The sequence below is a fragment of the Ruegeria sp. SAZA006 genome (genome assembly GCF_059613465.1).
In genome coordinates this window covers 448,345-472,732 of the sequence record NZ_JBXWSO010000004.1, presented here as the reverse complement: position 1 = coordinate 472,732, position 24,388 = coordinate 448,345, and the positions used below count along the sequence as shown (strand labels likewise).

The 24,388-nt window shown below is 61.9% G+C and carries 21 protein-coding genes; 8 read left to right on the top strand and 13 right to left on the bottom strand.

The window, feature by feature from the left end; translation table 11 throughout:
- Nucleotides 1-84: 84 nt before the first annotated feature.
- From der to AC2FNZ_RS05020, 3 genes are read right to left on the bottom strand one after another with little or no spacing between them, the layout of a single operon-like run.
- Nucleotides 85-1,539 carry a ribosome biogenesis GTPase Der gene (gene der, locus AC2FNZ_RS05030; protein ID WP_170438848.1) on the bottom strand — a complete coding sequence of 485 codons (1,455 nt, stop codon included), beginning with the start codon at nucleotides 1,537-1,539 and terminating at the stop codon, nucleotides 85-87.
- Nucleotides 1,540-1,587: 48 nt separating this feature from the next.
- A complete protein-coding gene (locus AC2FNZ_RS05025; protein WP_170337998.1) occupies nucleotides 1,588-2,910 on the bottom strand; it encodes a PQQ-like beta-propeller repeat protein in 1,323 nt (440 codons plus the stop codon).
- A gap of 46 nt (nucleotides 2,911-2,956) precedes the next feature.
- Nucleotides 2,957-3,628: a hypothetical protein gene (locus tag AC2FNZ_RS05020; RefSeq protein ID WP_170368667.1), complete on the bottom strand. Its 672-nt coding sequence runs from the start codon at nucleotides 3,626-3,628 to the stop codon at nucleotides 2,957-2,959.
- A 226-nt stretch (nucleotides 3,629-3,854) separates the two neighbouring features.
- Between AC2FNZ_RS05020 and AC2FNZ_RS05015 the strand changes: the two genes are divergently transcribed.
- Both AC2FNZ_RS05015 and AC2FNZ_RS05010 read left to right on the top strand, forming a co-directional pair.
- Nucleotides 3,855-5,081 carry an efflux RND transporter periplasmic adaptor subunit gene (locus AC2FNZ_RS05015; RefSeq protein ID WP_496839736.1) on the top strand — a complete coding sequence of 409 codons (1,227 nt, stop codon included), beginning with the start codon at nucleotides 3,855-3,857 and terminating at the stop codon, nucleotides 5,079-5,081.
- Nucleotides 5,078-8,854, top strand: coding sequence for an efflux RND transporter permease subunit (locus AC2FNZ_RS05010; protein WP_496839735.1), 3,777 nt, complete (start codon nucleotides 5,078-5,080; stop codon nucleotides 8,852-8,854). Before AC2FNZ_RS05015 ends, AC2FNZ_RS05010 begins: the two co-directional genes overlap by 4 nt.
- Before the next feature lie 61 nt (nucleotides 8,855-8,915).
- Here AC2FNZ_RS05010 and AC2FNZ_RS05005 read toward each other — a convergent pair whose 3' ends face one another.
- On the bottom strand, nucleotides 8,916-10,721 hold the full coding sequence (locus AC2FNZ_RS05005) for an ABCB family ABC transporter ATP-binding protein/permease (protein WP_496839734.1): 1,806 nt from the start codon (nucleotides 10,719-10,721) through the stop codon (nucleotides 8,916-8,918).
- Nucleotides 10,722-10,797: 76 nt separating this feature from the next.
- Nucleotides 10,798-12,201, bottom strand: coding sequence for a LysM peptidoglycan-binding domain-containing protein (locus AC2FNZ_RS05000; protein WP_496839733.1), 1,404 nt, complete (start codon nucleotides 12,199-12,201; stop codon nucleotides 10,798-10,800).
- Between the two features lie 126 nt (nucleotides 12,202-12,327).
- Here AC2FNZ_RS05000 and AC2FNZ_RS04995 point away from each other — a divergent pair, with 126 nt between their 5' ends.
- Nucleotides 12,328-12,879, top strand: coding sequence for an LOG family protein (locus AC2FNZ_RS04995; RefSeq protein WP_093962457.1), 552 nt, complete (start codon nucleotides 12,328-12,330; stop codon nucleotides 12,877-12,879).
- A gap of 48 nt (nucleotides 12,880-12,927) precedes the next feature.
- Here the strand turns inward: AC2FNZ_RS04995 and AC2FNZ_RS04990 are convergent, their stop codons facing one another.
- The 3 genes from AC2FNZ_RS04990 to AC2FNZ_RS04980 all read right to left on the bottom strand — a co-directional run bounded on the left by AC2FNZ_RS04990 (nucleotide 12,928) and on the right by AC2FNZ_RS04980 (nucleotide 15,090).
- Entirely contained in the window at nucleotides 12,928-13,389 is a 462-nt protein-coding gene (locus AC2FNZ_RS04990; RefSeq protein WP_496839732.1) for a host attachment family protein, read from the bottom strand.
- 216 nt (nucleotides 13,390-13,605) lie between these two features.
- Nucleotides 13,606-14,487 (bottom strand): metallophosphoesterase, encoded by an 882-nt coding sequence (locus AC2FNZ_RS04985; RefSeq protein WP_496839731.1) that lies wholly within the window; start codon nucleotides 14,485-14,487, stop codon nucleotides 13,606-13,608.
- 3 nt (nucleotides 14,488-14,490) lie between these two features.
- Nucleotides 14,491-15,090 carry a superoxide dismutase gene (locus tag AC2FNZ_RS04980; RefSeq protein ID WP_093962459.1) on the bottom strand — a complete coding sequence of 200 codons (600 nt, stop codon included), beginning with the start codon at nucleotides 15,088-15,090 and terminating at the stop codon, nucleotides 14,491-14,493.
- Between the two features lie 97 nt (nucleotides 15,091-15,187).
- Here AC2FNZ_RS04980 and AC2FNZ_RS04975 point away from each other — a divergent pair, with 97 nt between their 5' ends.
- Together AC2FNZ_RS04975 and AC2FNZ_RS04970 are read left to right on the top strand one after the other, a co-directional pair.
- Nucleotides 15,188-15,949 (top strand): FkbM family methyltransferase, encoded by a 762-nt coding sequence (locus tag AC2FNZ_RS04975; RefSeq protein ID WP_496839730.1) that lies wholly within the window; start codon nucleotides 15,188-15,190, stop codon nucleotides 15,947-15,949.
- Nucleotides 15,950-16,114: 165 nt separating this feature from the next.
- Complete coding sequence (locus AC2FNZ_RS04970; RefSeq protein ID WP_496839729.1) at nucleotides 16,115-16,444, top strand: hypothetical protein; 330 nt, start codon at nucleotides 16,115-16,117, stop codon at nucleotides 16,442-16,444.
- A gap of 52 nt (nucleotides 16,445-16,496) precedes the next feature.
- Here AC2FNZ_RS04970 and AC2FNZ_RS04965 read toward each other — a convergent pair whose 3' ends face one another.
- From AC2FNZ_RS04965 to AC2FNZ_RS04950, 4 genes are all read right to left on the bottom strand, one after another.
- Nucleotides 16,497-17,063 carry a sarcosine oxidase subunit gamma gene (locus AC2FNZ_RS04965; RefSeq protein ID WP_496839728.1) on the bottom strand — a complete coding sequence of 189 codons (567 nt, stop codon included), beginning with the start codon at nucleotides 17,061-17,063 and terminating at the stop codon, nucleotides 16,497-16,499.
- A complete protein-coding gene (locus tag AC2FNZ_RS04960) occupies nucleotides 17,056-20,070 on the bottom strand; it encodes a sarcosine oxidase subunit alpha family protein (protein WP_496839727.1) in 3,015 nt (1,004 codons plus the stop codon). The genes AC2FNZ_RS04965 and AC2FNZ_RS04960 overlap by 8 nt, the downstream gene beginning before the upstream one ends.
- Nucleotides 20,071-20,137: 67 nt before the next feature.
- A complete protein-coding gene (locus AC2FNZ_RS04955; protein WP_170372274.1) occupies nucleotides 20,138-20,467 on the bottom strand; it encodes a sarcosine oxidase subunit delta in 330 nt (109 codons plus the stop codon).
- Between the two features lie 214 nt (nucleotides 20,468-20,681).
- Nucleotides 20,682-21,926: a sarcosine oxidase subunit beta family protein gene (locus tag AC2FNZ_RS04950; protein WP_170372272.1), complete on the bottom strand. Its 1,245-nt coding sequence runs from the start codon at nucleotides 21,924-21,926 to the stop codon at nucleotides 20,682-20,684.
- A gap of 175 nt (nucleotides 21,927-22,101) precedes the next feature.
- Between AC2FNZ_RS04950 and ccmI the strand changes: the two genes are divergently transcribed.
- The 3 genes from ccmI to AC2FNZ_RS04935 are packed head-to-tail and all read left to right on the top strand — an operon-like array spanning nucleotide 22,102 to nucleotide 24,044.
- Nucleotides 22,102-23,331 carry a c-type cytochrome biogenesis protein CcmI gene (ccmI, locus tag AC2FNZ_RS04945; RefSeq protein WP_093962466.1) on the top strand — a complete coding sequence of 410 codons (1,230 nt, stop codon included), beginning with the start codon at nucleotides 22,102-22,104 and terminating at the stop codon, nucleotides 23,329-23,331.
- Nucleotides 23,328-23,792 (top strand): Holliday junction resolvase RuvX, encoded by a 465-nt coding sequence (gene ruvX / locus AC2FNZ_RS04940; RefSeq protein ID WP_093962467.1) that lies wholly within the window; start codon nucleotides 23,328-23,330, stop codon nucleotides 23,790-23,792. The genes ccmI and ruvX overlap by 4 nt, the downstream gene beginning before the upstream one ends.
- An 18-nt stretch (nucleotides 23,793-23,810) precedes the next feature.
- Complete coding sequence (locus AC2FNZ_RS04935; protein ID WP_093962468.1) at nucleotides 23,811-24,044, top strand: DUF1289 domain-containing protein; 234 nt, start codon at nucleotides 23,811-23,813, stop codon at nucleotides 24,042-24,044.
- Between the two features lie 3 nt (nucleotides 24,045-24,047).
- Here AC2FNZ_RS04935 and AC2FNZ_RS04930 read toward each other — a convergent pair whose 3' ends face one another.
- Complete coding sequence (locus AC2FNZ_RS04930) at nucleotides 24,048-24,266, bottom strand: hypothetical protein (protein WP_496839726.1); 219 nt, start codon at nucleotides 24,264-24,266, stop codon at nucleotides 24,048-24,050.
- Between the last annotated feature and the right edge of the window lie 122 nt (nucleotides 24,267-24,388).

Sequence of the window (24,388 nt, the reverse complement as noted above, 5' to 3'; positions counted from 1 at the left end):
GAAATGAATGCACGCATGCGAATGCTAGCGCGATGCTTGGGGGCTGTCACGCCCCAAGCCCGAAAATGCTGAAAATTGGCGCAGTTACGCCTTGCCCTTGAGATGTTTGGCCAGCGCACCCGCGTTTTTCTTGCGGCGCCCCTTGTAGGGGTTCTTGTCCCCCTGCCCGCGCAGCGTCAGCCGGATCGGGGTTCCGGGCATATCGAAATCCTCGCGGAGACCGTTGACCAGATACCGCGAGTAGCTTTCCGGCATCTTGTCCGGGTGCGAGCACATGACGACAAAGCCCGGCGGGCGTGTCTTTGCCTGGGTCATATATCGCAGCTTGATCCTGCGCCCCTGGGGGGCTGGCGGTGGGTGCTGCTCCAACATGGCGGTCAGCCAACGGTTCAAGGCCGCGGTGGGAACCCGACGGTTCCAGACATCGTGGGCGCGCAGGATCGCATCACGCAGCCGCTCCAACCCCCTGCCTGTTTTGGCCGACACGGTCACCAGAGGCGCGCCGCGCAGTTGGGGAAGCAGGCGTTCGAACGAGGTCTTGAGCTCGCGCAGCTTCTCCTGCTTGTTATCCTCGACATCCCACTTGTTCACCGCGATCACCACGGCACGACCTTCACGTTCGGCCAGATCGGCAATGCGCAGGTCCTGCTGTTCGAACGGGATCGCCGCATCCAGCAGGACAACCACGACTTCGGCGAACTTGACGGCGCGCAGGCCGTCGGAAACCGAGAGTTTCTCGAGCTTTTCCTGCACCTTGGCCTTTTTGCGCATACCGGCGGTGTCAAAGATGCGCATGGGGGTGCCACCCCAATCCAACTTCAGACTGATGGCGTCACGGGTAATGCCGGCCTCGGGACCGGTCAGAAGACGATCTTCGCCCAGGATCTTGTTGATCAGCGTGGACTTGCCCGCATTCGGACGCCCGACAACGGCCACCTGCAGCGGCTTTTCCGCAGTAATTGCAGGGGCTTCGCCCTCGGTTTCCCCATCCTCGTCCAGATCGATATCCGTTTGGGGAACGTCCTCTGGCTGCTTTTCTTCCATGGCGTCAGCCAAAGGCATCAACGCCGCATATAGGTCGGTCATGCCTTCGCCATGCTCACCCGACAGGCGGATCGGCTCGCCCAGACCCAGGTTGTAGGCCTCGAGCACACCGGCATCCGCCGCCGCCCCCTCGGCCTTGTTGGCCGCCAGGATCACATGCTTGGACCGCTTGCGCAGAATCTCGGCAAACATCTCGTCGGTCGGGGTCAGGCCCACACGGGCGTCGATCATGAACAGGCAGACATCGGCCATGTCCACGGCACGCTCGGTCAGGCGCCGCATCCGGCCCTGCAGGCTGTCGTCGGTGGCATCCTCCAGCCCGGCCGTGTCGATCACGGTGAAGCGCAGGTCACCCAGCCGCCCTTCGCCCTCACGCAGATCGCGGGTAACGCCGGGCTGGTCGTCTACAAGCGCAAGGCGCTTGCCCACAAGGCGATTGAACAGGGTGGATTTGCCCACATTGGGGCGCCCCACGATGGCGAGGGTCAAAGACATGATACTCAACTTTCAAGACTCAGACGCGCCCTTTAACGCATCTTGTCGTCAACGGAAAGCGTGCAGTTGCCCTTTGGTCGAAACCACGTAGAGGGTCTGGTTCGCGACGACCGGTGCCGTTGTCGCCCCGCCCGGAACCTCGACCTGATGCACCAGCGTGCCGTCGACTGGGTTGTAGAACCGCAGATAACCGTCGTTCGAGCCGATGACGATGCGTCCGCCAGCCATGATGGGGCCGTAATGCGCAAAGATCGGTCCGCGACGGTTGGGCTTGTCCTTGACGAAGCCCGGCAGGTCGATGGCCCAGACCACAGACCCGTCTGACACGTCCAACCGCACCAACTGGCTGCGGTCGCTGATCAGGAATACGCTGTTGCCGACCGGCCAGACGGTATCAACCGCGCCTTCGAAAGCGGTCCAGATCCGTTCGCCCGAGCTGGCGTCGAAGGCGACCGTGCGTCCCGAGTGGTTGCCGATGTAGATCGAGTTTCCGGATACGATCGGGCCGCCCGTCACATCCACAATCTGCGCTGCGGCCCGCCCCCTGCGGCCGCCGGCGACAGACGCGTTCCAGCGACGGATACCGCCTTTGCGGAAAGCGGCCGCCACATCACCGGACCCAAACGCAAAGACTGCGAACTCGTTCGCCAATACTGGTGCCGGAGCGCCCAGAACGTTGCCCACGCTGGGCGTGCCCTCGATCTGCCAGGCAATGCGCCCGTCCTTTGCATCAACCGCCCAGCCAGTCTGATCCCCCGCCACAAGGTAAAGCAGGCCGCCAGAAACCAGCGGCGCTCCGCTACCGGTCGCGTTTAGTTTCTTTTGCCAGCGAATTCCGCCGGTGCGCGCATCCAGAGCGGTCAGACGGCCGAAACCGGACGAAACGTACAACGTGTTGTCTGCATAGGCGATGCCGCCCCCGGTTGCCTGCTCTTCGCCATCCGTGGCGGGGACGAGGTTTGTGCTCCAGACCAGTTGCCCCTGAGGAGAGACCGCGGAAACGGTTGCCGCCGCGTCCAGGGTGTAGATCAGGCCACCTGCGACGACCGGATCAGCGGTGATCCTTTGTTTGCGCCCGTCGCCGGCCCCGATCGAGGTTGACCAGATGCGCTGCGGCGCGGGGCTGAGCGCCGCGTTGGTGGTACGGAAAGCCGCGGTTCCCGGGCTCTGCGCCCATTCGGCGTTGCGCTTTGCGGCCGGCAGGCTGATCGGTTTGGCACCGGTTGTCTGAACGGTTTCCAGATCCTGGGCCGGGCGGATGTCTTCACGCTCGCCCGGCAGGATCACTTCGGGTTCCTCGCAGGCGCTCAGCGCCGTCAGCGCCAGGGCTGCGACCGGCAAACCAAATCGGGAAAATAGTCTTTTTGCCATGAAACTCCGAACTCGCCTGTCTTGGTTCACTGAAATGGGCCGCGTATCAACCCTGCTGTGCGGTGATCGGTTCGGGCGTTCCGCCCAGCGCGACGATCAATTGGGTTGCACGCTGCTGGATGTCGGCACTGACCTCTGCATCCTGACGGATGGACTGCAGACGTTCCAGCGCGGCCTGAGTGTCACCATCGGTGAGGTCGATCAGGGCCAGTTGTTCTTCTGCCAGTAGACGCAGCGGCGCGCCCGGAGCGGCCAGTGCCTCGAACTGTTGCCGGCGCTCGGCGGCGGGCATGGTTTCGGACTGCAACAATAGGGCCTTGAAGGCAGCGATCGAGCGGTAGATTTCCGGCAGATCACCCTGAACCGCAATCGCGTTCAGCTGTTCAACGGCCTGTTCGACCGATCCCGACTCGGACAACGCGCCCGAGAGGAGAAAGCCCAAAACAGCCTGTTCGCCGGCCGAATTGGCCGTGACCTGCGCCAACGCATCCGCACGTTCGGCAGCGTCGTTCAACTGCATCGCGGCCAGAATATCGTCGCCCAGCTTCTGGGCCTGACTGGCATCGCGCGCCTTGCGGTATTCATTGAAAGCGGCGCCGCCCACGATCAGAACAACGGCCAGAACACCGACCCAGCCCCATCGACGCAGCTGCAAGTAGAGCCGGTCGCGGCGCACCTCTTCGGTGACCTCATCAATGAAACTGTCGACGTCGCTCATTCCTGCCCCCGGGCGTTGCATTCAGCTTTCTGGCGCCATGTCATACCCCGGCACCATCAGCAAGCCAAGTACCCGAAATGCACAATTGCTCAGCGTCAGGGCGCTCTTGCGAAAAAAAATAAACCGAACTATTCAGTTCAGTATGGACTTCGCGCACGCACGCCCCCATGTCATTGCGTGCTCACCGGCATTTGTGCGGACATAATATTTTAAGGAGAATGACGGCATGCGATTGATATCCCTCGTCAACGCCGCATTGGTCATCGTTGCATTGTATTTCGTGGTTTTCGAGCGCGATGCCCTGTTTGCATTTGCCGGTCGCGAAGATGCAGCGAGCCAGTCTGACGCTGGCGCTGAGGCAAACGACGCCTCGGCCGTGCAGGCAGTTCGGGTTGTTGCGTTGCGCTCCACTGCGCGCGAAATCGACAGCGCGGTTTTGCTGCGCGGTGAAACCAAAGCAATCCGTCAGGTCGAAGTTCTGGCGGAAACCACGTCAACCGTCATTTCGGAACCCAAGCGTAAGGGCACCTTCGTCGAGGCCGGCGATCTGCTGTGCGAATTGGATCCCGGCTCACGCCCGGCACAGCTTGCCCAAGCCAAGGCGGCCAAGCTGGAGGCGGAAAGCCGTGTGCCCGAAGCCGAAGCACGGCTGGAGGAAGCGCATGCGCGCGTTGCCGAGGCCGAAATAAACCTGATTGCAGCCCGCAAACTGTCGGAAACTGGCTTCGGCTCCGAAACCCGGCGGATCGCGGCCGAGGCCGAGATGAGTACCGCAAAGGCCGGTATCAAGGCGGCCGAGGCCGAGTTGAAGGCTACGGAGGCGGGCATCGAGGCGGCGGAGGCGGCGGTTGCGGCTGCCGAACTGGAATTGGACCGCATCACCATCGAGGCCCCGTTTCAGGGCCTTCTGGAAAGCGATGCCGCCGAATTGGGCAGTCTGATGCAGCCCGGATCGTTGTGCGCGACCGTGATCCAGCTTGATCCGATCAAGCTGGTTGGCTTTGTTCCCGAAACCGAAGTGAACCGTGTCACCGTCGGCGCTCCGGCGCAGGCACAATTGGTGACCGGATTGCAGGTCGAGGGCCGCGTGACCTTCCTCAGCCGTTCGGCGGACGAAACCACACGCACGTTCGAGGTGGAAGTCACCGTCCCGAACCCCGAGCTTCTGATCCGGGACGGGCAGACCGCAAGCATCCGCATCGCGGCCGAAGGCGCCAAGGCTCACCTGCTGCCGCAATCGGCGTTGACGCTGAACAACGAAGGCCAGCTAGGCGTTCGGACGGTCGGAGCCGGTAATATCGTCGATTTCGTACCCATCCGCCTGTTGCGCGATACGGCCGACGGTGTTTGGGTCGGCGGTCTTGCGGAAACCGTAGACATTATCGTGGTCGGACAAGAGTTCGTGACTGCGGGTGTGGTCGTAGCGCCCACCTATGAGGACGTTTCCCAATGACGGGCATAGTCAGCTGGGCCGCCGACAGGGCCCGAATGGTTCTGGCATTCATAGCCATCTCGCTGATCATCGGCGGGTTTGCCTATGTCAGCTTGCCCAAAGAAGGCGAACCGGACATCGAGATTCCGGCCCTGTTCGTGTCGGTTCAGTTTCCGGGCATTTCGGCCGAAGACAGTGAAAACCTGCTGATCAAGCCGATGGAAACCGAGCTTGCGGATCTGGACGGCCTGAAGGAGATGACCGCCACCGCCGCCGAGGGCTATGCGGGGATCGCACTGGAGTTCGACTTTGGCTGGGACAAGACAGCCATTACCGCTGACGTGCGCGACGCGATGAACAGTGCGCAGGCAGACTTCCCCGAAGGCGCCGAGCAATACACGCTGACCGAGATCAACTTCTCGGAATTCCCGATCGTCATCGTGAACCTGTCGGGTGCCGTGCCCGAACGCACGATGGCGCGGGTCGCCAAGGATCTGCAGGATGAACTCGAGGCGTTGGATTCGGTTCTTGAGGCCGGGATTGCCGGCAACCGCGATGAAATGCTGGAAGTGGTCATCGATCCGCTGCGGCTTGAGGCGTACAACGTCACCGCGGCCGAGCTGATCAACGTCGTGCAGAACAACAACCAGCTGATCGCCGCTGGTGAGGTCGAAACCGAACAGGGTGCGTTTTCGGTCAAGATTCCCTCCTCCTTCAAGACCGCACAGGATGTCTATGGACTGCCGATCAAGGTCAATGGCGACCGGGTCGTGACCTTGGGCGAACTGGCCGAGATCAACTATACCTTCGAAGACCGCGAAGGCACCGCCCGGTTCAACGGCGAACCGACCGTGGCGCTGCAGGTCGTCAAACGCAAGGGTTTCAACCTGATCGACACCGTGGCTCAGGTGAAAGAGACCGTCGCCAAGGCCGAGACCAAGTGGCCGGCCGAGCTGCAGGCTGCCGTGAATGTCGGCACTTCGAATGACCAGAGCCGCATCGTCGGCTCGATGGTCAGCCAGCTGGAAGGCTCGGTTCTGACGGCCATCGCGCTTGTGATGATCGTGGTTCTGGCTTCGCTGGGTACACGTGCGGCGCTGCTGGTGGGCTTCGCGATTCCGACCTCGTTCCTGTTGTGTTTCGCGTTCCTGGCCATCATGGGCGTCAGCATCTCGAACATCGTCATGTTCGGCCTGATCCTTGCGGTGGGGATGCTGGTCGATGGCGCGATCGTGGTCGTGGAGTATGCCGACAAACGCATCAAGGAAGGCGTCGGCCCGATGCACGCCTATGTCGAGGCAGCCCAGCGGATGTTCTGGCCCATCGTCTCGTCAACCGCCACGACGCTGTGTGCCTTTCTGCCCATGCTGTTCTGGCCGGGCATTCCGGGTGAATTCATGGGGATGCTGCCGGTTACGCTGATCTTCGTTCTGTCGGCCTCTCTGATCGTGGCGCTGATCTACCTGCCGGTGATGGGCGGTGTCTCGGGCCGGTTGAGCCGCGTGTTCGACCGCAGTTCGGATTGGTTGCGCGCGCGGACGCCCTGGTGGGCGCGTGCCGTCATGGTTCCACCCTCGGTCTACATGATCTTCCTGGGCGCAATGCAGCTGCTGAATCCCACCTACCTGTTGCCGGAAGGCGCAGGCGGAGGGTTCTTGCTGGGCGCGGTTCTGTTCCTGTTCGGCGCCTTCGCCGGATCGGTCACGCTGAGCGCAGCCCGGATCGAGCGCAAGCCGGACGAACGTGTCCACACAGCCAAGGAGCATACGCCCTTCGGCTATGTCATCAAGTTCCTGGTCGGCAATCCGATCATGCCGATCGTCTCGATCGTGGCGGTAGGCTTTGCGGTGATGACGGTGATGACCATGTACGGTCAGAACAACCGCGGTGTTGAATTCTTCGTCGAAAGCGAGCCGGAACAGGCCACCGCCTATGTCCGTGCGCGGGGCAACCTGTCGCTGGCCGAAAAAGACGCGCTGGTCTTTGAGGCTGAACAGGTGATCAGCCAACATCCGGCGGTGATCAACGTGTTCTCGTTCGCCGGTGAAGGCGGCCTGAACCAGAACAACGGCGGGGCGCAGGCTCCGGCGGACACGGTGGGCCGCGTGCAGTTCGAGATCATCCCGTGGGAGGATCGCCCGAACGTGTCAGAACCTGTCGCAGGCGGATTGTTCGAGAAGCAAACAGTTGCACCAGATTATGACGGCGATTTCGTGATCGAGCAGTTGAACGCCGAACTGGCCAAGCTGCCGGGTTTCGTTGTCGAGATCCTGCCGTTGGAACAGGGTCCGGCATCGGCCAAGCCCGTGCACCTGCGGATCAAGGGCGACAACTGGGACGACCTGACCGGCGCCACGCTGACCGCGCGCGAAGTGTTCGAAAACACCCCAGGCCTGATCAAGATCGAGGACACCCTGCCCTTGCCCGGCATCGATTGGCAGATCGACGTCGACGTGGCCAAGGCCGGCCGGTTCGGGGCCGACGTGGCAACCGTGGGCGCGATGGTGCAGTTGGTGACCCGTGGCATCCTGCTGGGCGAAATGCGCCCCGAAAGCGTGGATGAAGAGATTGAGATCCGCGTCCGCCTGCCCGATCAGGATCGGGTCCTGTCAACGTTGGATACGCTCAAAGTGCGTACACCGGACGGGCTGGTGCCCTTGTCGAACTTCATCACCCGCAAACCGGTGGCAAAGCTGGCCGAAATCAACCGCGTGGATCAAGAGCGCTATTACGACGTCAAGGCCGATGTGGAACCCAGCCTGAGCAAAGTGGTGATCGCCACCCCGGACGGAGAACAGCGGCTGGCCGTGGTGCGCGAAGTGACCGAAGGCTCGGAACCTGAAGGTGCGACGGTCAACGGTGCCGATGGTACGGCCTATTCTCTGGTCCAGTTGACCGGCGCCGAAACCCTCCAGGAGGTGCAGGCCGCCATTGATGACGGCGACGCCCGCCTGACGCTGATCAACCCGAACGAGCGGATCGCGGTACTGACCGAGTGGCTGGACACTCAGCCCTTTGCCAACACGATCACTTGGGAATGGACCGGAGACCAGGAGGACCAAGCCGAGAGCCAGGCCTTCCTCTCCAGCGCCTTCCTGGCCGCGCTGGGTCTGATGTTCGTGATCCTGCTGGCGCAGTTCAACTCGTTCTACAACTCGGTGCTGGTGCTGCTGGCGGTGGTTCTGTCCACCACCGGCGTGCTGATCGGGATGATGGTGATGCAACAACCCTTCTCGATCATCATGACCGGGACGGGCATCGTTGCGCTGGCGGGGATCGTGGTGAACAACAACATCGTTCTGATCGACACCTACCAGGAATACAGCCGCTACATGCCCCGGATCGACGCCATCGTGCGCACGGCCGAGGCGCGGATTCGTCCGGTTCTGCTGACCACGCTGACCACGATGGCGGGCCTGACGCCGATGATGTTCGGCCTGTCACTGGACTTCATCAACGGCGGCTATTCGATCAATAGCCCCACCGCGCTGTGGTGGAAACAGCTGGCGACAGCGGTGGTGTTCGGCCTGGGCATCGCCACGGTTCTGACCCTGATCGTGACGCCCTCGTTCCTGGCGTTGCGGGTGTGGGTAACCACCTATGCCGTGTGGCTGGGCAAACTGATGGCGCGGGTCACTGCAGGAAAGTCCAGCCAGATCGCGCAGGACATGGCGATCGGAGACTCGGCCCGCCGGATGCAGGCAACCGAGATCATCTGGACCGAGGTCGAGGCCACCGATGCCGAGGAAAGCCCGGGCGACACACCGGGACATCCGCTGAAAGCGGCAGAGTAACACAGGAAACGGGCCGGTCCTGCCGGCCCGTTTTTTGTTTGAGACCTTAGCCGCAGAGGTTTCAGGCTGCCTGCGTATCCGATTGCTGGCGGTTCCACAGCTGGGCATAACGCCCTTCACGGCGCAGCAACTCGTCGTGGGTGCCCCGCTCGATGATCTCGCCCTTTTCCAGAACGACGATCTGGTCGGCCTCGGCGATCGTGCTCAGGCGGTGGGCGATGGTGATCACCGTGCGCCCCTCGCCGGCGCGGGCCAGGGCATCCTTGATGTCCTGCTCGGTGTCGGTATCCAACGCGCTGGTGGCCTCGTCCAACAGCAGGATCGGCGGGTTCTTCAACAGCGTCCGCGCGATGCCCACGCGCTGCTTCTCTCCACCTGACAGCTTCAGGCCACGCTCACCCACCTTGGTCTCGTACCCCTCGGGCAGAGAGGTGATGAAGTCGTGGATCTGGGCGGCCTTTGCGGCGGCTTCGATATCGGACTGCGAGGCCCCCTCGCGGCCATAGGCGATGTTGTACCGGATCGTATCGTTGAACAGCACCGTATCCTGCGGCACCACCCCGATGGCGGCGTGCAGGCTTTCCTGCGTCACGTCGCGCACGTCCTGCCCGTCGATCCGCAACGCGCCTTCGGTCACGTCGTAGAACCGGAACAGCAACCGACCGATGGTGGATTTGCCCGAGCCGGTCGCGCCCACGATGGCCACGGTCTGCCCCCCCGGCACCACCAGAGAGACACCGCGCAGGATCTCGCGGTCCGGGTCATAGCCGAAATGCACATCGTCCAGTTCGACCCGGCCTTCGTTGATCTGCAGGAGCTTGGCGTCTGGCTTGTCCACCACTTCGGCGGGTTGCTCCAGCAGTTGAAACATCTGGCCCATATCAACCAGAGCCTGTCGGATCTCGCGATAGACGGTGCCCAGAAAGTTCAACGGCACGGTGATCTGGATCATGTAGGCGTTGACCATCACGAAATCGCCCACCGTCAACTGCCCGTTCTGAACGCCGATCGCGGCCAGAACCATCACCCCGATCAACCCGCAGGTGATCAGGAAGGACTGTCCGAAATTCAGGAAGGCCAGCGAGTATGCCGTTTTCAACGCGGCCTGCGCATAGGCCTTCATCGACACGTCATATCGCTCAGCTTCGCGCCGCTCGGCGTTGAAATACTTGACGGTTTCGAAATTCAGCAGGCTGTCGATGGCGCGCTGGTTGGCCTCGGTGTCCTGGTCATTCATCTCGCGCCGCAGCTTCACCCGCCATTCGGTGACCGTGAAGGTGAACCAGATGTACAGCGCGATGGTGACGGCCACCACGACCAGATACCAGACGTCGAACAGCCACATCAGAACCACCGCCACCAGCAGCAGTTCCAGGATCAACGGGCCGATCGAAAACAGCAGAAAGCGCAGCAGGAACTCCACGCCCTTGACCCCACGCTCGATGATCCGGCTGAGGCCGCCCGTGCGCCGGGTCACATGGTAGCGCATCGACAGCTGGTGGATGTGCTGGAAGGTCTCGAGCGCCAGTGCCCGCAGCGCGCGTTGACCCACCGGCGCGAACAGCGCATCGCGCAACTGCTGGAACCCCACGGTCAACATCCGCGCCACGCCATAGGCCACGGTCAGCCCCACGGCGCCCAGCGCAAGCGGCGGCACGCCCTCGCCCGCCAAGGCATCGACCGCGCCCTTGTACAGGATCGGCGTATAGACCGCGATCAGCTTGGCCAGAACCAGCATGGCCATCGCGAAGACCACCCGCCGTTTGACCCACGGCTCATCTTCGGGCCACAGGTACGGAGCCACTATTCGGATGGTCAGCCAACCCGACTTGCGTTCGTCCATCTGTGGCATGTCTGCGGAATGCATAGGCGCAAGTCTTCTCATGTCTGACCCGGAAAGCTTCGAGGCCGGGCGAAAACCCGGCCCCGCAAGACCTAAGCCTTTATTCCGGGATGGTGAAGACCTGGCCTGGATAAATCAGGTCGGGGTCGCGGATCAGGTCGCGGTTCGCATCGAACAGGCGGACATACAGAACACCGTCGCCAAAACGCTCTCGCGAGATAGCCCACAGGGTGTCGCCCTTCTGCACGGTAACGGACCGGATCGGCGTGCTCTGGTCAGCACCCGGCACCGCATCCTGCGCCTCGGCCGCCTGCAGAACTTCAACCGGCTCGCGCTTGAATGGCGTTTCCAGACGGCTCAGCACCGTTCCGTCCGTGTCGACTTCGTCAACGCGCAGGGTATAGACACCGGGATCGACTTCCTGGATTTCCCCGCGCCAATCACCGTCCTGCCCTGGAGTGATGTCGGCCACCAGCTTGTTGTTCAGATAGAGCCGAACCGCAGCACCCTCGGACACACGGCCGGACAATTGGACATCGCCAGCGTCGGAATAGCCGATCGTATCAAGCGCAACCTGCTCAGGCGATGCGTCTTCGGACGACGGCGACTGGACAAGCTCAACTCCTTCCTCACCGGACCGCAAAACGGCCACCTGCTGGCTTTCGCTGGGTTGAGTCTCGGTCGTGGCCTCGGGTGAGGTTGTTTCTTCGTCTTGCGCCCCGGATACGGTCTCGTCCGTTTGCGTAACCTCGGTGTCTTCTACCGATGCTGCCGCAGACGGCTGTTCCGCCGTTTCGTCCTGCGCTTCGGTGTCCGTGCTGGCGACTTGCTCGTCCGTAGCGGGTGGCGCAGGCGGCTTGGGCAACGCGGCAATCAGATAGTCATCCGATTGCGCAGACCGGGTATCGTCACCGGCTTCAAGGACCAGACCTCGCGCGGCCTCGCTGAAGGGGATGGTGACGAATTCGGCGAACTGGCCGCTGCCATCGACCGTGAAGCTGTGGATCGGCTCGCCATCCAGCAGGATACGGATTTGACTGCCCGGGTCGCCTTTGCCGGACAGCAGCGCATTGCCGTCGGGCTCCACGAATATCTGGTCGAGCGTCGGAACAATTGCGGCCGCGGTAGCCTCGGGTGTTGGAGCAGCCTCTGCCGGCTGTTCTTCAACTGTCGCGTCCTGCGCGGCCTGCTCGTCGGTCGCGGTGATCTCTTCGGCTTCCGTCGCGGTTGCTTCTTCGGTCTCGGTCGAAGTCTGAACCTCATCCGCGTTGTCAGGTTCCGCAATAACCTGCGAGTCCCCTGCATCCGGGCTTGGTGCCAGTGCGGCGGCTGGCCCTTCGCTGGCGCTTTCGGCGATGGCCTCTTCCGTAGTGGACTGATCATGCTGCGCGGGACCGAAGACACCCGAAAGATACAAGCCCCCGGCGCCAATCACAGCCAAGATACCCGCAAGGATACCCCAGACGAATGCACCCGACCTACCGCTTCCCGATTTGGCGTCCATGTTTTTTCCTTTACTCCGCAGCGCAAATGCCTTCACTCAAAAGCTTTCCGCCGAACGGTTGAGCCAATTTATCAATCCCGCTATCACGGGTCAAAACCTCTGACACAACCCCGGAGTCGCTGTTTGATGTCCCAGAAATCGATCTGTGTGTATTGCGGGTCACGCAATGGCGCGAATTCGGCCTACACAAAGGCCGCAGGCACCTTTGGGCGGCTGCTGGCCGCCGAAGGCTGGCGGCTGGTCTACGGTGCGGGTGACGTGGGCCTGATGGGCGAAGTCGCCCGGGCTACGCAAGCGGCCGGAGGCGAAACCTTCGGCGTGATACCGGTTCATCTGCTCCGGCGGGAAGTGGGAAAAACAGATCTGACGCGTTTCGTGGTCACCGAAACGATGCACGAGCGCAAGAAAGTCATGATCATGAATGCGGATGCCGTGGTCGTGCTGCCCGGCGGACCCGGGTCGTTGGACGAGTTGTTCGAGGCGCTGACCTGGCGCCAGTTGGGCCTGCACGACAAACCGATCCTGGTGATGAATGTGGACGGATACTGGGACGCGCTTCACACGCTTTTGGATCAGGTAATCGACGCAGGTTTTGCGGATGCCTCCTTGGCCCGTTTCATTACCTGGGTAGACGACGCCGAGTCCGCGATGGATCAGTTGCGCAAGTTATTGAAATAATGGGCGTCACGGGCGGTTTCCCCGCCCGTGTGTCCTGAACCAGCAAGATCAGGCGGTCGAGGTGAGCAGCTGGCGTTGCAGCACCTTTTCGACCTTGTGAAGTGGATGGTTGGTCAGGGTCTTGTCGACTTCGGCGACGACTTTGGCCAGAACTTCGCTGTGAAGGCGCCGGCGCAGCAGGCCCAGGACCTGTGGGCTGGCGACCAGAACAAGCCGTTTGTACGCGCCCTTCAGCCCTTTTTTGTTGAGCAGGTTGGCCACATCCTGAACGAACAGGGATTTGGCATGGGTGCGCCAGGTGTCTTCTTCCACCGCAGACTTCTGGTTCGGCCCGGTATCGTTTCGTCGTCCCGCCCGATCCGAGCGCTTGCCCCGCGCGGCGAGATGATCCTGTTCCTCAACCGATACAACCACCAGATTGGGGTTCTCGGCATCCGTCACGTTTTCCGTGAACAGCGCTTTTTCCCCGTCGGCGATGATGACCCAAGTACCCTGTTCAAGTGCGACCATTGCGATCTCCCGTTGTGGTTTTCGTGGCCGTCCCCCGCCCGAACAAGAATAGACAACATCTTGCACCCACGGCACAATTCGGCAGCTATTCCCTCATTGTCTTGGTTTTGGCGGTTCTCTCCTCCCGCATTTATCAGCTAATCACTCTTTGGCGTCTTGCAACGGCGCATGCGCGCAAAAGTTGACGTATTAGCAAGTTTGCACCCGAGGCACAGATCAGGCAGAAATTTCGACAAGCGTAATCTCGGGTGTAACACCAAACCGGACCGGAAGGATCGAGCACCCGATGCCGCCGGAAACCACCAGATCCTTTCCACCTTCGCGCACCGGGCCGTAGGCATAGCGATTGCCAAACCGCGAGGGCACCACGGGCGACCACCCAAACAGTCTGATTTGCCCACCATGCGTGTGACCGGACAGCGTCAAGGTAACGCGATCTGGCACTTGGGGAAATATGTCCGGTTCATGCGCCATCAGGATGACGGGCGCGTCATCGGTAATCTGTCGCAATGTGCCGGACAGATCGTCCAGGCCGCGGTATCGCCCATTGCCCTCCACAATCGCCAGTTGGTCTTCGAGGCCCGCCAGCCAGATTCCCGGGTCATCGAGTTTCTGCGCAGAATTGGACAGGACCGGGATGCCACTCGCGGCCAATGCATCGGCATATACGTTGGGCCCACCGCCCCGGCGTTGAGCGGCCGTATCATCCCACCAATCATGGTTTCCCAGCACCGCGAAAACCCCATGCCGCGCGGTCAGCCCGGCAAGAACCGAGGTGATGTCCGCCATCGCGACCGGCTTCGAAACCATCCTGTGGCTGGCGGTGAAATCCCCCAGCAGCAAGACCAGATCGGCATCCAGCGCATTTGTGCGCCTTACGACCTGCTTGATACGTTTCAAGGTAACGAAAGGCTCGCCCGCGTGGAGGTCGGCGATGACCGCGATCCGCAGCGGAGGCGCCGTCCAGTCCGCGCGCTTAAGCTTCCATTTGCGAACCCGCAGCCGCATAGCCGGTTCGATAAAGAACCCGTACAGCGAAACAACAAGGCCTGCCAGCGTCACCGCCAGCAGGCCCTTGATAAACCCTCGTCGGGTCAAGTCTTACATCCGCGATGCAACGTTTTCCCAGTTCACTAGGTTGTCGAGGAAGTTCGACAGGTAAGCCGGACGCTTGTTGCGGAAATCAATGTAGTAGGAGTGTTCCCATACGTCGCAACCCAGCAGCGCCGTCTGGCCGAAACACAGCGGGTTCACGCCGTTTTCGGTTTTGGTAACCGCCAGCGAGCCATCGGCATTCTTGACCAGCCACGCCCAGCCCGAACCGAATTGACCGGCACCGGCCGCGCTGAACTGCGATTTGAATTCCTCGACCGAACCGAAGCTTTCAACCAAAGCCTTTTCCAGCTCGCCCGGCATCTTCGACTCGCCCGGACCCATCATTTCCCAAAACTGGTTGTGGTTCCAAAGCTGGCTGATGTTGTTGAAGATACCGTTCTGTGCGACGGCCGACTTGTCATAGGTGCCGACGATGATCTCTTCCAGCGACTTGCCGTCCCACTCGGTCCCGGCGATCAGCTTGTTGCCGTTGTCGACATAGGCCTTGTGGTGCAGATCATGGTGATATTCCAGCGTTTCCGCCGACATGCCCTTGGCTGCCAGCGCGTCATGTGCATAAGGAAGATCAGGAAGTTCAAAAGCCATCTCGGCCCCCTGTAAATTTGTGTTGCGTTCCCAAGGTTAAATGCTTTGGCAACCGCCGCAGGTCAAGGCCCGAGCGCAGAAAACCCGGAGGTCCGCTATGCTGACGCAGGCGCGCAAGATGTTCTACCGTGCCCGCGGTCATTATGCAGGCAACCTGAATGGCGAGGCGTTCCGGCTGGACCCATACCATTCGAAATTCTGGCGAAAGGCCTCGGCCGGCGACTGGGAGCCCGAGACATTCGCGGTGCTGGACCAGCACCTGTCGCCCGACCGCGACTATCTGGACATCGGCGCGTGGATCGGCCCGACAGTTCTGTATGGCGCGCGCAAAGCCCGGCATGTCTGGTGTTTCGAACCCGACCCCACCGCCTTTCGCCATCTGGCTTGGAACCTCGACCTGAACGACATCCGCAACGTCTCGGCCTTTGGCGTGGCTTTGTCCGACCGGTTTGGCGTGGCCCGCATGGCCTCTGTCCGGGGCGAGCCCGGCGACTCCACCAGTTCTCTGCTGCATGACGGCGCGCATGGAACCAACGCCCTGACCATCGCCTGGGACCAGTTCGCCACAGCGACGGACCTGTCAGGCATTTCGCTGGTCAAGATGGATATCGAAGGAGCGGAGTTTGCGGTTCTGCCGACGCTCGCCGACTGGCTGCAGGATCAGAAGCCAGCCCTGTATCTGTCTCTGCACGCGCCCCTGCTGGACGAAAACAACCGCGCCGAACGGGTCGAAGCCCTGCTTGCGACGTTGTCTTTCTACTCGAACATGCACGATGAAACCGGGCGCCCAATCTCAGCCCAGGACTTGCTGGGCCCGAGCGCTTTGACCCAGTACCGCAGCGTCCTGTTCACGGAATAGAGTTCCGTCACGGAAACTCTACTCAAACGAGAATTTGCCCTTGTACACCCAGCGACGCGGTGTTCATTTTCCTGTATTGACCACTGAAGTCACAGGAAAATTGACTCGCGACTTATTCTATTCCTCGCCGCGGCCCTGACGGCACAGGCGGCTGCCGCATCCCCCATGGCTTACAAGTGCACGATAACAAAGAAGTATAGCCACGGCTGGGTCGCACCTGAATATGCCTTTCAAATCGACCCCGAGGCCGGCACCGCGCAAGCCGACAGCAACTACCATGACTGGACCTACGCGCAGCTTCGGGATCGTGGGGCCAAGGGCTATCGGATGATCTGGAACGTGACGCTCAAAAGTACCGAAGGTCAGGCCATTCGCATGCGCCATCAGGCGAATTTTGCGACAGACGGTGGGCTGAAGGTGAGCGGCAGTTTCGTGAATGTCGGGGCAACGAACAAACCTTACGGAACCGGCAGATGCGAGGTCGTCAAAAAATGAAAAGCCCCGGTGATGTCCGGGGCTTTTTCTGTCTGCCAAGGTGGGGTCGGGTTCAGTAGTATCCGACCTCGCTGCCGGGCTGCGCCGCAACCTTCAGCAGCTTGAAGACGTAATCCGCAACTGATCGGAAGCACACCACGCGAAAGGTTTCCTTGTCGTCCATCCAGAACGCCCCCGCAACCTGCGCCAGGCGCGTGCGCCGGATCTGACCGGGCTGGAAGACATCGGACGAGAAATCGACGGGCGCAACCTTGCCCAGCACCTCACGCGCGGTCGGTCCCGAGACCCGGAACACCGCCCGCGCGTCCGAGACATTGACCGCCAATGCATGCACACCGCTCAGCGCGTCCTGCATGGCGGCCAGTTTGGCCTCGACCTCGGCGTAGGGAACAAGCACCAGCAGCTCGTCCGGCGACATCCAGCAGACGCCGGTTTCGCCATCGACGAAAGCCTCGCGCTGGCCGGGCATCTTCTGGCCGGTGGCATCCTTGACCGCTTTGGTCACCAGCTTGTCGGACAGATCGCCGCGCAGGGTGATCATCCCCTGCAGGCCGCATTCCTCGATCCGGGCGATGCCGTCAAAGCGTGCGTGGTTCAGTGCGCTGATGGGTTCAGACATTCTGCTTCTCCCCGTCCTTGTCGTAGAACACCGGGTCCACGATCTTGGCCTTGTAGATTTTGTCGTCGGTGCCCGGGAATTCGATCACCTCTCCCATGCGGTTCGGCCCGTTCTTGACCAGCCCCATGGCGATGCCGCGGCCCAGGTTGGCCGAGTAATAGGTCGAGGTGACGCGCCCGATCACATTGCGCTGACCGTTGGCATTCACGCCCTCGCCCACCGCATAGGCACCGTCGGGGATGACAGAACCATCCACAGTCTCGAGCCCCACCAGTTTCCAGCGGTCCGGGTCGGTCATGTGGGAACGTTCCTGCGCGCGCTTACCCAGGAAATCCTCTTTCTTCTTCGAGATCGCCCAGTGCAGCCCCAGATCCTGCGGGATCACGGTGCCGTCGGTCTCGTCCCCGATCATGATAAAGCCCTTCTCGGCCCGCAGAATGTGCAGACATTCCGTGCCATAAGGCATCACGCCGAACTCTTTGCCGGCCTCCATCAGGGCATCCCAGAAGGCCTGCCCCTGCGACGCGGGCACCGCGATTTCATAGGACAGCTCGCCCGAGAACGAGATGCGGTAGGCCCGGCAGTCGAAACCGCCGATCTGGCCGTCGCGCCACTCCATGAAGGGCAGCGCCTCGCGGCTGACATCCATACCGCCCAGCTTCTCCAGCACCTTGCGGGCGTTGGGGCCCACAACGGCGACCTGGGCGTATTGCTCGGTCACGTTGGCGACATAGACCTTCCAGTCCCACCACTCGGTCTGCAACCACTCCTCCATATGGGCATGGATGCGCTCAGCCCCGCCGGTGGTGGTGTGGCACAGCCAGGTGTCCTCATCGATGCGGGCGACGACGCCGTCGTCGATCAGGAAGCCGTTTTCCGAGCACATCAGGCCATAGCGGCATTTGCCGACCTTCAGCGTGGACATCATGTTGGTGTACATCATGTCCAGAAACTTGCCCGCATCCGGCCCCTTGACGATCAGCTTGCCCAGGGTCGAGGCATCCAGCAGCCCGAGGTTTTCACGGGTGTTCCGGACCTCGCGGTTCACCGCGTCATGCACGGTTTCCCCGGCTCGGACATAGGCGTAAGGACGACGCCAGTGGCCCACCGGCTCCCAATCCGCGCCATTCCGGTCATGCCAGTCATGCATCGGCGTGCGGCGGATCGGCTGGAACACCTCGCCGCGCGCCTCGCCCGCGATGGCCCCCATTGAAATGGGCGTATAGGGCGGGCGGAAAGTGGTCGTGCCGACCTTGGGTATCTCGGATTCCAGCGCATCAGCAAGGATCGCCAGACCGTTGATATTGCTCAGCTTACCCTGATCCGTCGCCATGCCCAGCGTGGTATAACGCTTGGTGTGCTCGACGCTTTCATAGCCTTCGCGCGCGGCCAGTTGCACGTCCGAAACCTTTACGTCGTTCTGGAAGTCCAGCCACGACTTCATGCGCAGCTGAACGTCGGCCTTGGCGGGCATCAGCCAGACGGCCTGCATGGGCGCTTCGGTCTCGGTCTCGCCTTGCGGTGCCTTGGTGTTCTTCGGCTTGAACCCGGCTGCCTTGGCCGCGGACTTGCCCGCGGCGTGGGCATCCGCCAGAACCTCGCCCAGCGCCATCGGCCCGCTTGCCGAGCCTGCGGCCACAACAAAGCCTGCGCCATCCGCGCCCAGCGGCGGACGGTCGGGGTCGGGGCGGAAATGGGCGTTGGCTTCGTCCCAGATCAGCTTGCCGCCGCAATGTGACCACAGGTGCACCACCGGAGACCAGCCGCCCGACATGGCAACCGCATCACATTCGACCTCTTCCCGAGCGCCGCCGATGCCTTCCTGGTTGCAGATCGCGACCTTCTTGACCCGCTTGCCGCCCTTGACCTTGGCGATGGCCTTGCCGGGATCGACCCGGATGCCGAGGCTGCGCGCTTCGTCCGCCAGCGGCCCGGCCGAGGGACGGGCATCGACGACGCGCAACACATCCACGCCCGCCTGCTTCAGGATGATCGCAGTGCGATAGGCGTCGTCATTGTTGGTGGCGACGACCACGCGCTCGCCCGGGGTTACGCCCCAATTGACCACATAGTCGCGCATGGCCGAGGCCAGCATCACCCCCGGCACGTCATTGCCGGCAAAGGACAGCGGGCGCTCGATCGCGCCGGTGGCCGTGACGACCTGTTTGGCGCGGATGCGCCACAGACGATGGCGCGGCCCCTGAGTGCCCGGTTTGTGGTCGGTCAGACGCTCGTATCCCAGCACGTATCCGTGGTCATAGACCCCGGCCCCCATGCAGCGCGACCGCAGGGTGACATTGTCCATTGTTTCGAGTTCGGAAACCAATTGTTCCACGAACTTATCCACAGGCTCGTCGTTGACCGTGCCGCCATCGACAGGCGCGCGGCCACCCCAATGGGCGGTCTGTTCGATCAACATGACCTTGGCGCCCGATTGCGCCGCGGTCTTGGCCGCCTGCAGGCCCGCAACACCGCCGCCGATCACCAGAACGTCGGTGAAGGTATAGAAATGTTCATACGTGTCCGCGTCGCGGCTGTCCTTGTCGGGCGCCTTGCCCAAACCGGCCGACTGGCGGATGAACGGCTCGTACACATGTTTCCAGAACGGTTTGGGGTGGATGAACGTCTTGTAGTAGAACCCCGCCGGCAGGAACCGTGCCAGCGCCGTGTTCACCGCGCCGATGTCATACTCCAGGCTGGGCCAGTGGTTTTGCGAGATCGCGGTCAGGCCGTTGAACAGTTCGGTCGTGGTGGCGCGCTGGTTCGGCTCGAACCGGTTGCCCTGCCCTAGACCGACCAGCGCGTTGGGCTCCTCGGCACCGCTGGCGACGACGCCGCGCGGACGGTGGTATTTGAAGGACCGGCCGACCATCATCTGGTCGTTAGCCAGCAGGGCTGAGGCCAGCGTGTCGCCCTGATAGCCCTGCATAGAGGTACCGTTGAATGAAAACGTGACCGGTTTCGACCTGTCGATCAGGCGACCTTGATCTGCGAGACGGGTGCTCATTTTGCGGACCTTTCGCAAGTGGAGGCGTCAGGGCCTCCGGCAGATGTGTTCTTGAAAAGACGAAGCATCAGGAGAACTCTCTCCACGTCCAACCCGGCCGTCTGGCCGAAATCGCATCGCGGATTTCCTTTGGCGGCTCGGTGACCTGGGCCGAATAGGTGCCGAACACCTCAAGCGTCGCGGTGCACCGCGCGGCATGAAACCACTTGCCGCAGCCGTTGCTGTGCCGCCAGCGTTCGAAGTGCACGCCCTTGGGGTTTTCGCGCATGAACAGATAGTCATGGAACTCTTCGTCCGACGAGCCGGGACCGAAGCGTTTCATATGCGCTTCGCCGCCGGCAGTCAGTTCGGTCTCTTCGGCGTCGACGCCGCAATAGGGGCAACTCAGGATCAGCATGATGCCACTCCTCGCTTGAAAAATAGGGACCACACGCCCAGGTTTAGCGCATGGATATTTTGACCATTGTTTTGACCGTAGCTGGCACGCTTGCCGTTTTTGGACTGATCGCCTTCGTCATTTTCCGATCGGAAGAAAGGAAAACGATCAAACCAAGATCCGACAGGGCGAACAGTTCCGAAACCATTCACGGGTCGCATTGGGGCGACTGACATCAGTGTGCCACCCCGGCGGCGACGCTTTCGTCGATGAAGCGGCCCTCTTTGAACCGGTCCAGCGAGAACGCCTCGGTCAGCGGGGAATGCCCGGTGGCCATCAGCTGCGCCATGCCCCAGCCCGAACCGGGGATGGCCTTGAACCCGCCGGTGCCCCAGCCGCAGTTGATGAAGCAACCGCCCAGCGGCGTCTTGGACAGGATGGGCGACCGGTCGCCGGTCATGTCGACGATCCCGCCCCATTGCCGCAGCATCTTGAGCCGCGAGATCATCGGAAAGGTCTCGACCAGGGCCCGGACGGTTTCCTCGATATGGTGGAAACTGCCGCGCTGGGTGTAGTTGTTGAACCCGTCTGTGCCACCACCGATCACCATCTCGCCCTTGTCGGATTGCGACATGTAGCCGTGTACGGTGTTGGCCATCACCACCACGTCCATGCAAGGCTTGATCGGCTCGGACACCAGCGCCTGCAGGGCCAGCGCCTCGACCGGCAGACGGAAGCCCGCCATTTCAGCGAGTTGGCCCGAATGGCCCGCGACCACGATGCCCAGCTTGTCACATTCGATGGCGCCCTTGGTCGTCTCGACCCCTGTGACGCGACCGTTTTCAGACCGGACGCCCGTAACCTCACACTGCTGGATGATGTCCATACCCATATTCGAACAGGCACGCGCATAGCCCCAGGCCACCGCATCGTGGCGTGCGGTGCCGCCGCGCTCTTGCCACAGCGCACCAAGGACCGGATAGCGCGGGCCGTCGATGTTGATGATCGGGACCAGCTGCTTTACGCGCTCGGGCTCGATCCATTCGGTCTTGACCCCCTGAAGCGCGTTGGCATGCGCCGTACGCTGATAGCCGCGCACCTCGTGCTGGGTTTGCGCCAGCATCATTACGCCGCGCGGGCTGAACATCACGTTGTAGTTCAGATCCTGGCTCAGATCCTCGTACAGGCCGCGCGATTTTTCGTAGATCGCAGCCGACGGGTCCTGCAGATAGTTAGAGCGGATGATGGTCGTGTTCCGCCCGGTATTGCCGCCGCCCAGCCAGCCCTTTTCGATCACCGCGACGTTCTGGATACCGTAATTCTTGCCCAGATAATACGCCGTCGCCAAACCGTGCCCGCCGGCACCGACGATGATCACGTCATACCGTTTCTTGGGTTCTGGCGAACGCCAGGCGCGCTCCCATCCGGTGTGATAGCGCAGCGCCTCTCGCGCTACGGCAAAGGCTGAATAGTGTTTCATGAGCGAATCCGTCCGGTTCGTGATTGGCCGAAGATATGCCGTGCGGCGACAGATTACCCCTGCCGTACAGCGCCGCAATATCGCACTATTGCGACATGTAGGCCATTCGCGGCCATTTGTCCCTTTTTTCCGGGCGCGCGCAGGTCTAAGTGAGGGCAACAATTCCGGAGAGATCATGACATTCTGGGTTCTGCTTCTGCTCTTTGCGCTGTCGATCACCGCATTCTTGGCCTTTGGCCTGACCCGAACCCGCCGGCGACAGGAACATCCGGCGGCCTACGATCTGCGGGTGTACAAGGAACAGCTTGCCAGCGTTGATCGCGATCTGGCCCGCGGAGTGATCGCCAAAGCCGACGCCGAGCGAGTTCGGACGGAGATTTCGCGCCGTATCCTGGCCGCCGACGCGCAAATCCGTACCGGTGACGCGACGACCGGGCCGTCAACCACTGTTCGGGTGGCCGCCATCGGGTTCGTTGCCCTGGTGCTGATCGGCGGAGCGTTTGCTCTGTACCGCCAGCTGGGTGCCGCCGGATACCCTGATCAACCGCTTTCAGCGCGCATGGAGATGGCCGCCGAACTGCGTGAGAACAGACCCGGCCAGGAAGAGGCCGAGCAGATGGCCCCGCCCGTCGAAGCGCCTCAGCTTGAAGACAGCTATGCCAACCTTCTGAACCAGCTGCGCACGACCGTGGCCGACCGACCGGACGATCTTCAGGGTCACATTCTATTGGCGCAGCACGAAACCAACGCGGGCAATTTTCAAGCCGGTTATGCAGCCCAACGCCGTGCAATCGAATTGATGGGGGACGAGGCCCCGGCGGACGCCTATTCGAACCTGGCAGAAATGCTGATCCTCGCGGCGGGGGGCTATGTCTCGCCCGAAGCCGAAGCGGCCTTGCGTCAGGCACTGGAACGCGACCCGCAATCGGGACCGGCGCGCTATTACTGGGGCCAGATGCTGCTGCAGATCGGACGGCCGGACCAGGCCTATCGCGTCTGGATGGACACGCTGCGCACGTCGCCACCGGGGGCGCCTTGGGCCAACGCCATTCGCGCCCAGATCGACGAACTTGCCTGGCGCGCCGGCGTCTTCAACGCGCCCGAAATGGCAGCTGCTCCGGCAGGTGCGGGCCCCAGCCAGTCGGATATGGAAGCTGCGGCGGAATTGACGCCCGAGGAGCGTCAGGAGATGATCCGCGGCATGGTTGACGGATTGTCGGACCGGCTGGCGACCGAAGGTGGTTCTCCGCAGGAATGGGCCCGACTGATCTCGGCGCTTGGGGTGCTGGGAGAAACCGAGCAGGCCGCCGCGATCCGGGATGAAGCCGCGACCAAGTTTGCCGAAGACCCCGCCGCGCTTGAACTGATCAACTCGGCCGCGCAGCAGGCTGGTCTGTCGCAATGATCCAGGACGTGTTCGAGGATTTCGCAGCCGCATTGCCCCCGATGCAGGCGCTGATGGGTCTGGACCTGGGCGAAAAGACGATCGGCGTGGCTGTTTCCGACCGCATGCGCGGTGTGGCCAGCCCACTTGAGACCGTGCGCCGCAAGAAATTCAAGCTGGACTCTGCCCGCCTTCTGGAGATCGCCGCCGATCGCGAGATCGGAGGGATCGTCCTTGGTCTGCCCATGAATATGGACGGATCCGAGGGTCCAAGGTGCCAATCAACCCGCGCGTTTGCCCGCAACCTGTCCCAACTGACCGACATCCCGATCGGCTTCTGGGACGAGCGCCTGAGCACAGTTGCGGCAGAAAAGGCACTTTTGGAGGCGGATACGACACGAAAACGTCGCGGACAGGTTATCGACCACGTCGCGGCGGGTTATATCCTGCAAGGAGCGCTGGACAGGCTGCGCTTTCTTTAACGAGCCCGGAGACCGGCGATGACGAACATGATTTGGAAAAGGGACGAGGTCGAAAGTCCGTGTGTCCAGATCTGCGTCGTGCATCCAACCGAGCGTATCTGCACCGGCTGCTATCGCACCATCGACGAAATCACGCGCTGGTCGAAAATGGAAAGTTCGGAACGCGCCGAAATCATGAATGACCTGCCTGCCCGCAAGCCTCGCTTGGCCAAGCGACGGGGTGGTCGCGCGGCCCGTCTGGACAAAGCCTGACGATCAAAGGGCTTTGTCCGTCTTCCGGCTGTCTTCTTCATCTCTCGCTGTGTCCGTGCATGTCTGTACACCGGATCGTTGCCCGGCCTTCAATTCACTGCGGAACAAACGGGTGATTTCCGACTTGCTGGTCTGCGCGCGCCGAAGAGTAGATTCCTGGAAATCAACTTCGACAGCCGCGCCGGTCATGGATTTTCTTTTCAAAAACTTGATCAGCCGCATACGAGCCTTCCTGAATAAATCTGCGTCGCTGCGGGCCGGTCGAAAGCTCGGGAAAGGGGGATCGAGCCGTATGACTATGCGTGAGTGAGTGGCGGCCCGCAGCGACGATTTGCGCATACCGG

Excerpts from the sequence above, each read along its gene's own strand:
- der (WP_170438848.1), bottom strand. The coding sequence starts at position 1,539 with ATGTCTTTGACCCTCGCCATCGTGGGGCGCCCCAATGTGGGCAAATCC.
- AC2FNZ_RS05025 (WP_170337998.1), bottom strand. The coding sequence starts at position 2,910 with ATGGCAAAAAGACTATTTTCCCGATTTGGTTTGCCGGTCGCAGCCCTG.
- AC2FNZ_RS05020 (WP_170368667.1), bottom strand. The coding sequence starts at position 3,628 with ATGAGCGACGTCGACAGTTTCATTGATGAGGTCACCGAAGAGGTGCGC.
- AC2FNZ_RS05015 (WP_496839736.1), top strand. The coding sequence starts at position 3,855 with ATGCGATTGATATCCCTCGTCAACGCCGCATTGGTCATCGTTGCATTG.
- AC2FNZ_RS05010 (WP_496839735.1), top strand. The coding sequence starts at position 5,078 with ATGACGGGCATAGTCAGCTGGGCCGCCGACAGGGCCCGAATGGTTCTG.
- AC2FNZ_RS05005 (WP_496839734.1), bottom strand. The coding sequence starts at position 10,721 with ATGCATTCCGCAGACATGCCACAGATGGACGAACGCAAGTCGGGTTGG.
- AC2FNZ_RS05000 (WP_496839733.1), bottom strand. The coding sequence starts at position 12,201 with ATGGACGCCAAATCGGGAAGCGGTAGGTCGGGTGCATTCGTCTGGGGT.
- AC2FNZ_RS04995 (WP_093962457.1), top strand. The coding sequence starts at position 12,328 with ATGTCCCAGAAATCGATCTGTGTGTATTGCGGGTCACGCAATGGCGCG.
- AC2FNZ_RS04990 (WP_496839732.1), bottom strand. The coding sequence starts at position 13,389 with ATGGTCGCACTTGAACAGGGTACTTGGGTCATCATCGCCGACGGGGAA.
- AC2FNZ_RS04980 (WP_093962459.1), bottom strand. The coding sequence starts at position 15,090 with ATGGCTTTTGAACTTCCTGATCTTCCTTATGCACATGACGCGCTGGCA.
- AC2FNZ_RS04975 (WP_496839730.1), top strand. The coding sequence starts at position 15,188 with ATGCTGACGCAGGCGCGCAAGATGTTCTACCGTGCCCGCGGTCATTAT.
- AC2FNZ_RS04970 (WP_496839729.1), top strand. The coding sequence starts at position 16,115 with ATGGCTTACAAGTGCACGATAACAAAGAAGTATAGCCACGGCTGGGTC.
- AC2FNZ_RS04965 (WP_496839728.1), bottom strand. The coding sequence starts at position 17,063 with ATGTCTGAACCCATCAGCGCACTGAACCACGCACGCTTTGACGGCATC.
- AC2FNZ_RS04960 (WP_496839727.1), bottom strand. The coding sequence starts at position 20,070 with ATGAGCACCCGTCTCGCAGATCAAGGTCGCCTGATCGACAGGTCGAAA.
- AC2FNZ_RS04955 (WP_170372274.1), bottom strand. The coding sequence starts at position 20,467 with ATGCTGATCCTGAGTTGCCCCTATTGCGGCGTCGACGCCGAAGAGACC.
- AC2FNZ_RS04950 (WP_170372272.1), bottom strand. The coding sequence starts at position 21,926 with ATGAAACACTATTCAGCCTTTGCCGTAGCGCGAGAGGCGCTGCGCTAT.
- ccmI (WP_093962466.1), top strand. The coding sequence starts at position 22,102 with ATGACATTCTGGGTTCTGCTTCTGCTCTTTGCGCTGTCGATCACCGCA.
- ruvX (WP_093962467.1), top strand. The coding sequence starts at position 23,328 with ATGATCCAGGACGTGTTCGAGGATTTCGCAGCCGCATTGCCCCCGATG.
- AC2FNZ_RS04935 (WP_093962468.1), top strand. The coding sequence starts at position 23,811 with ATGACGAACATGATTTGGAAAAGGGACGAGGTCGAAAGTCCGTGTGTC.
- AC2FNZ_RS04930 (WP_496839726.1), bottom strand. The coding sequence starts at position 24,266 with ATGCGGCTGATCAAGTTTTTGAAAAGAAAATCCATGACCGGCGCGGCT.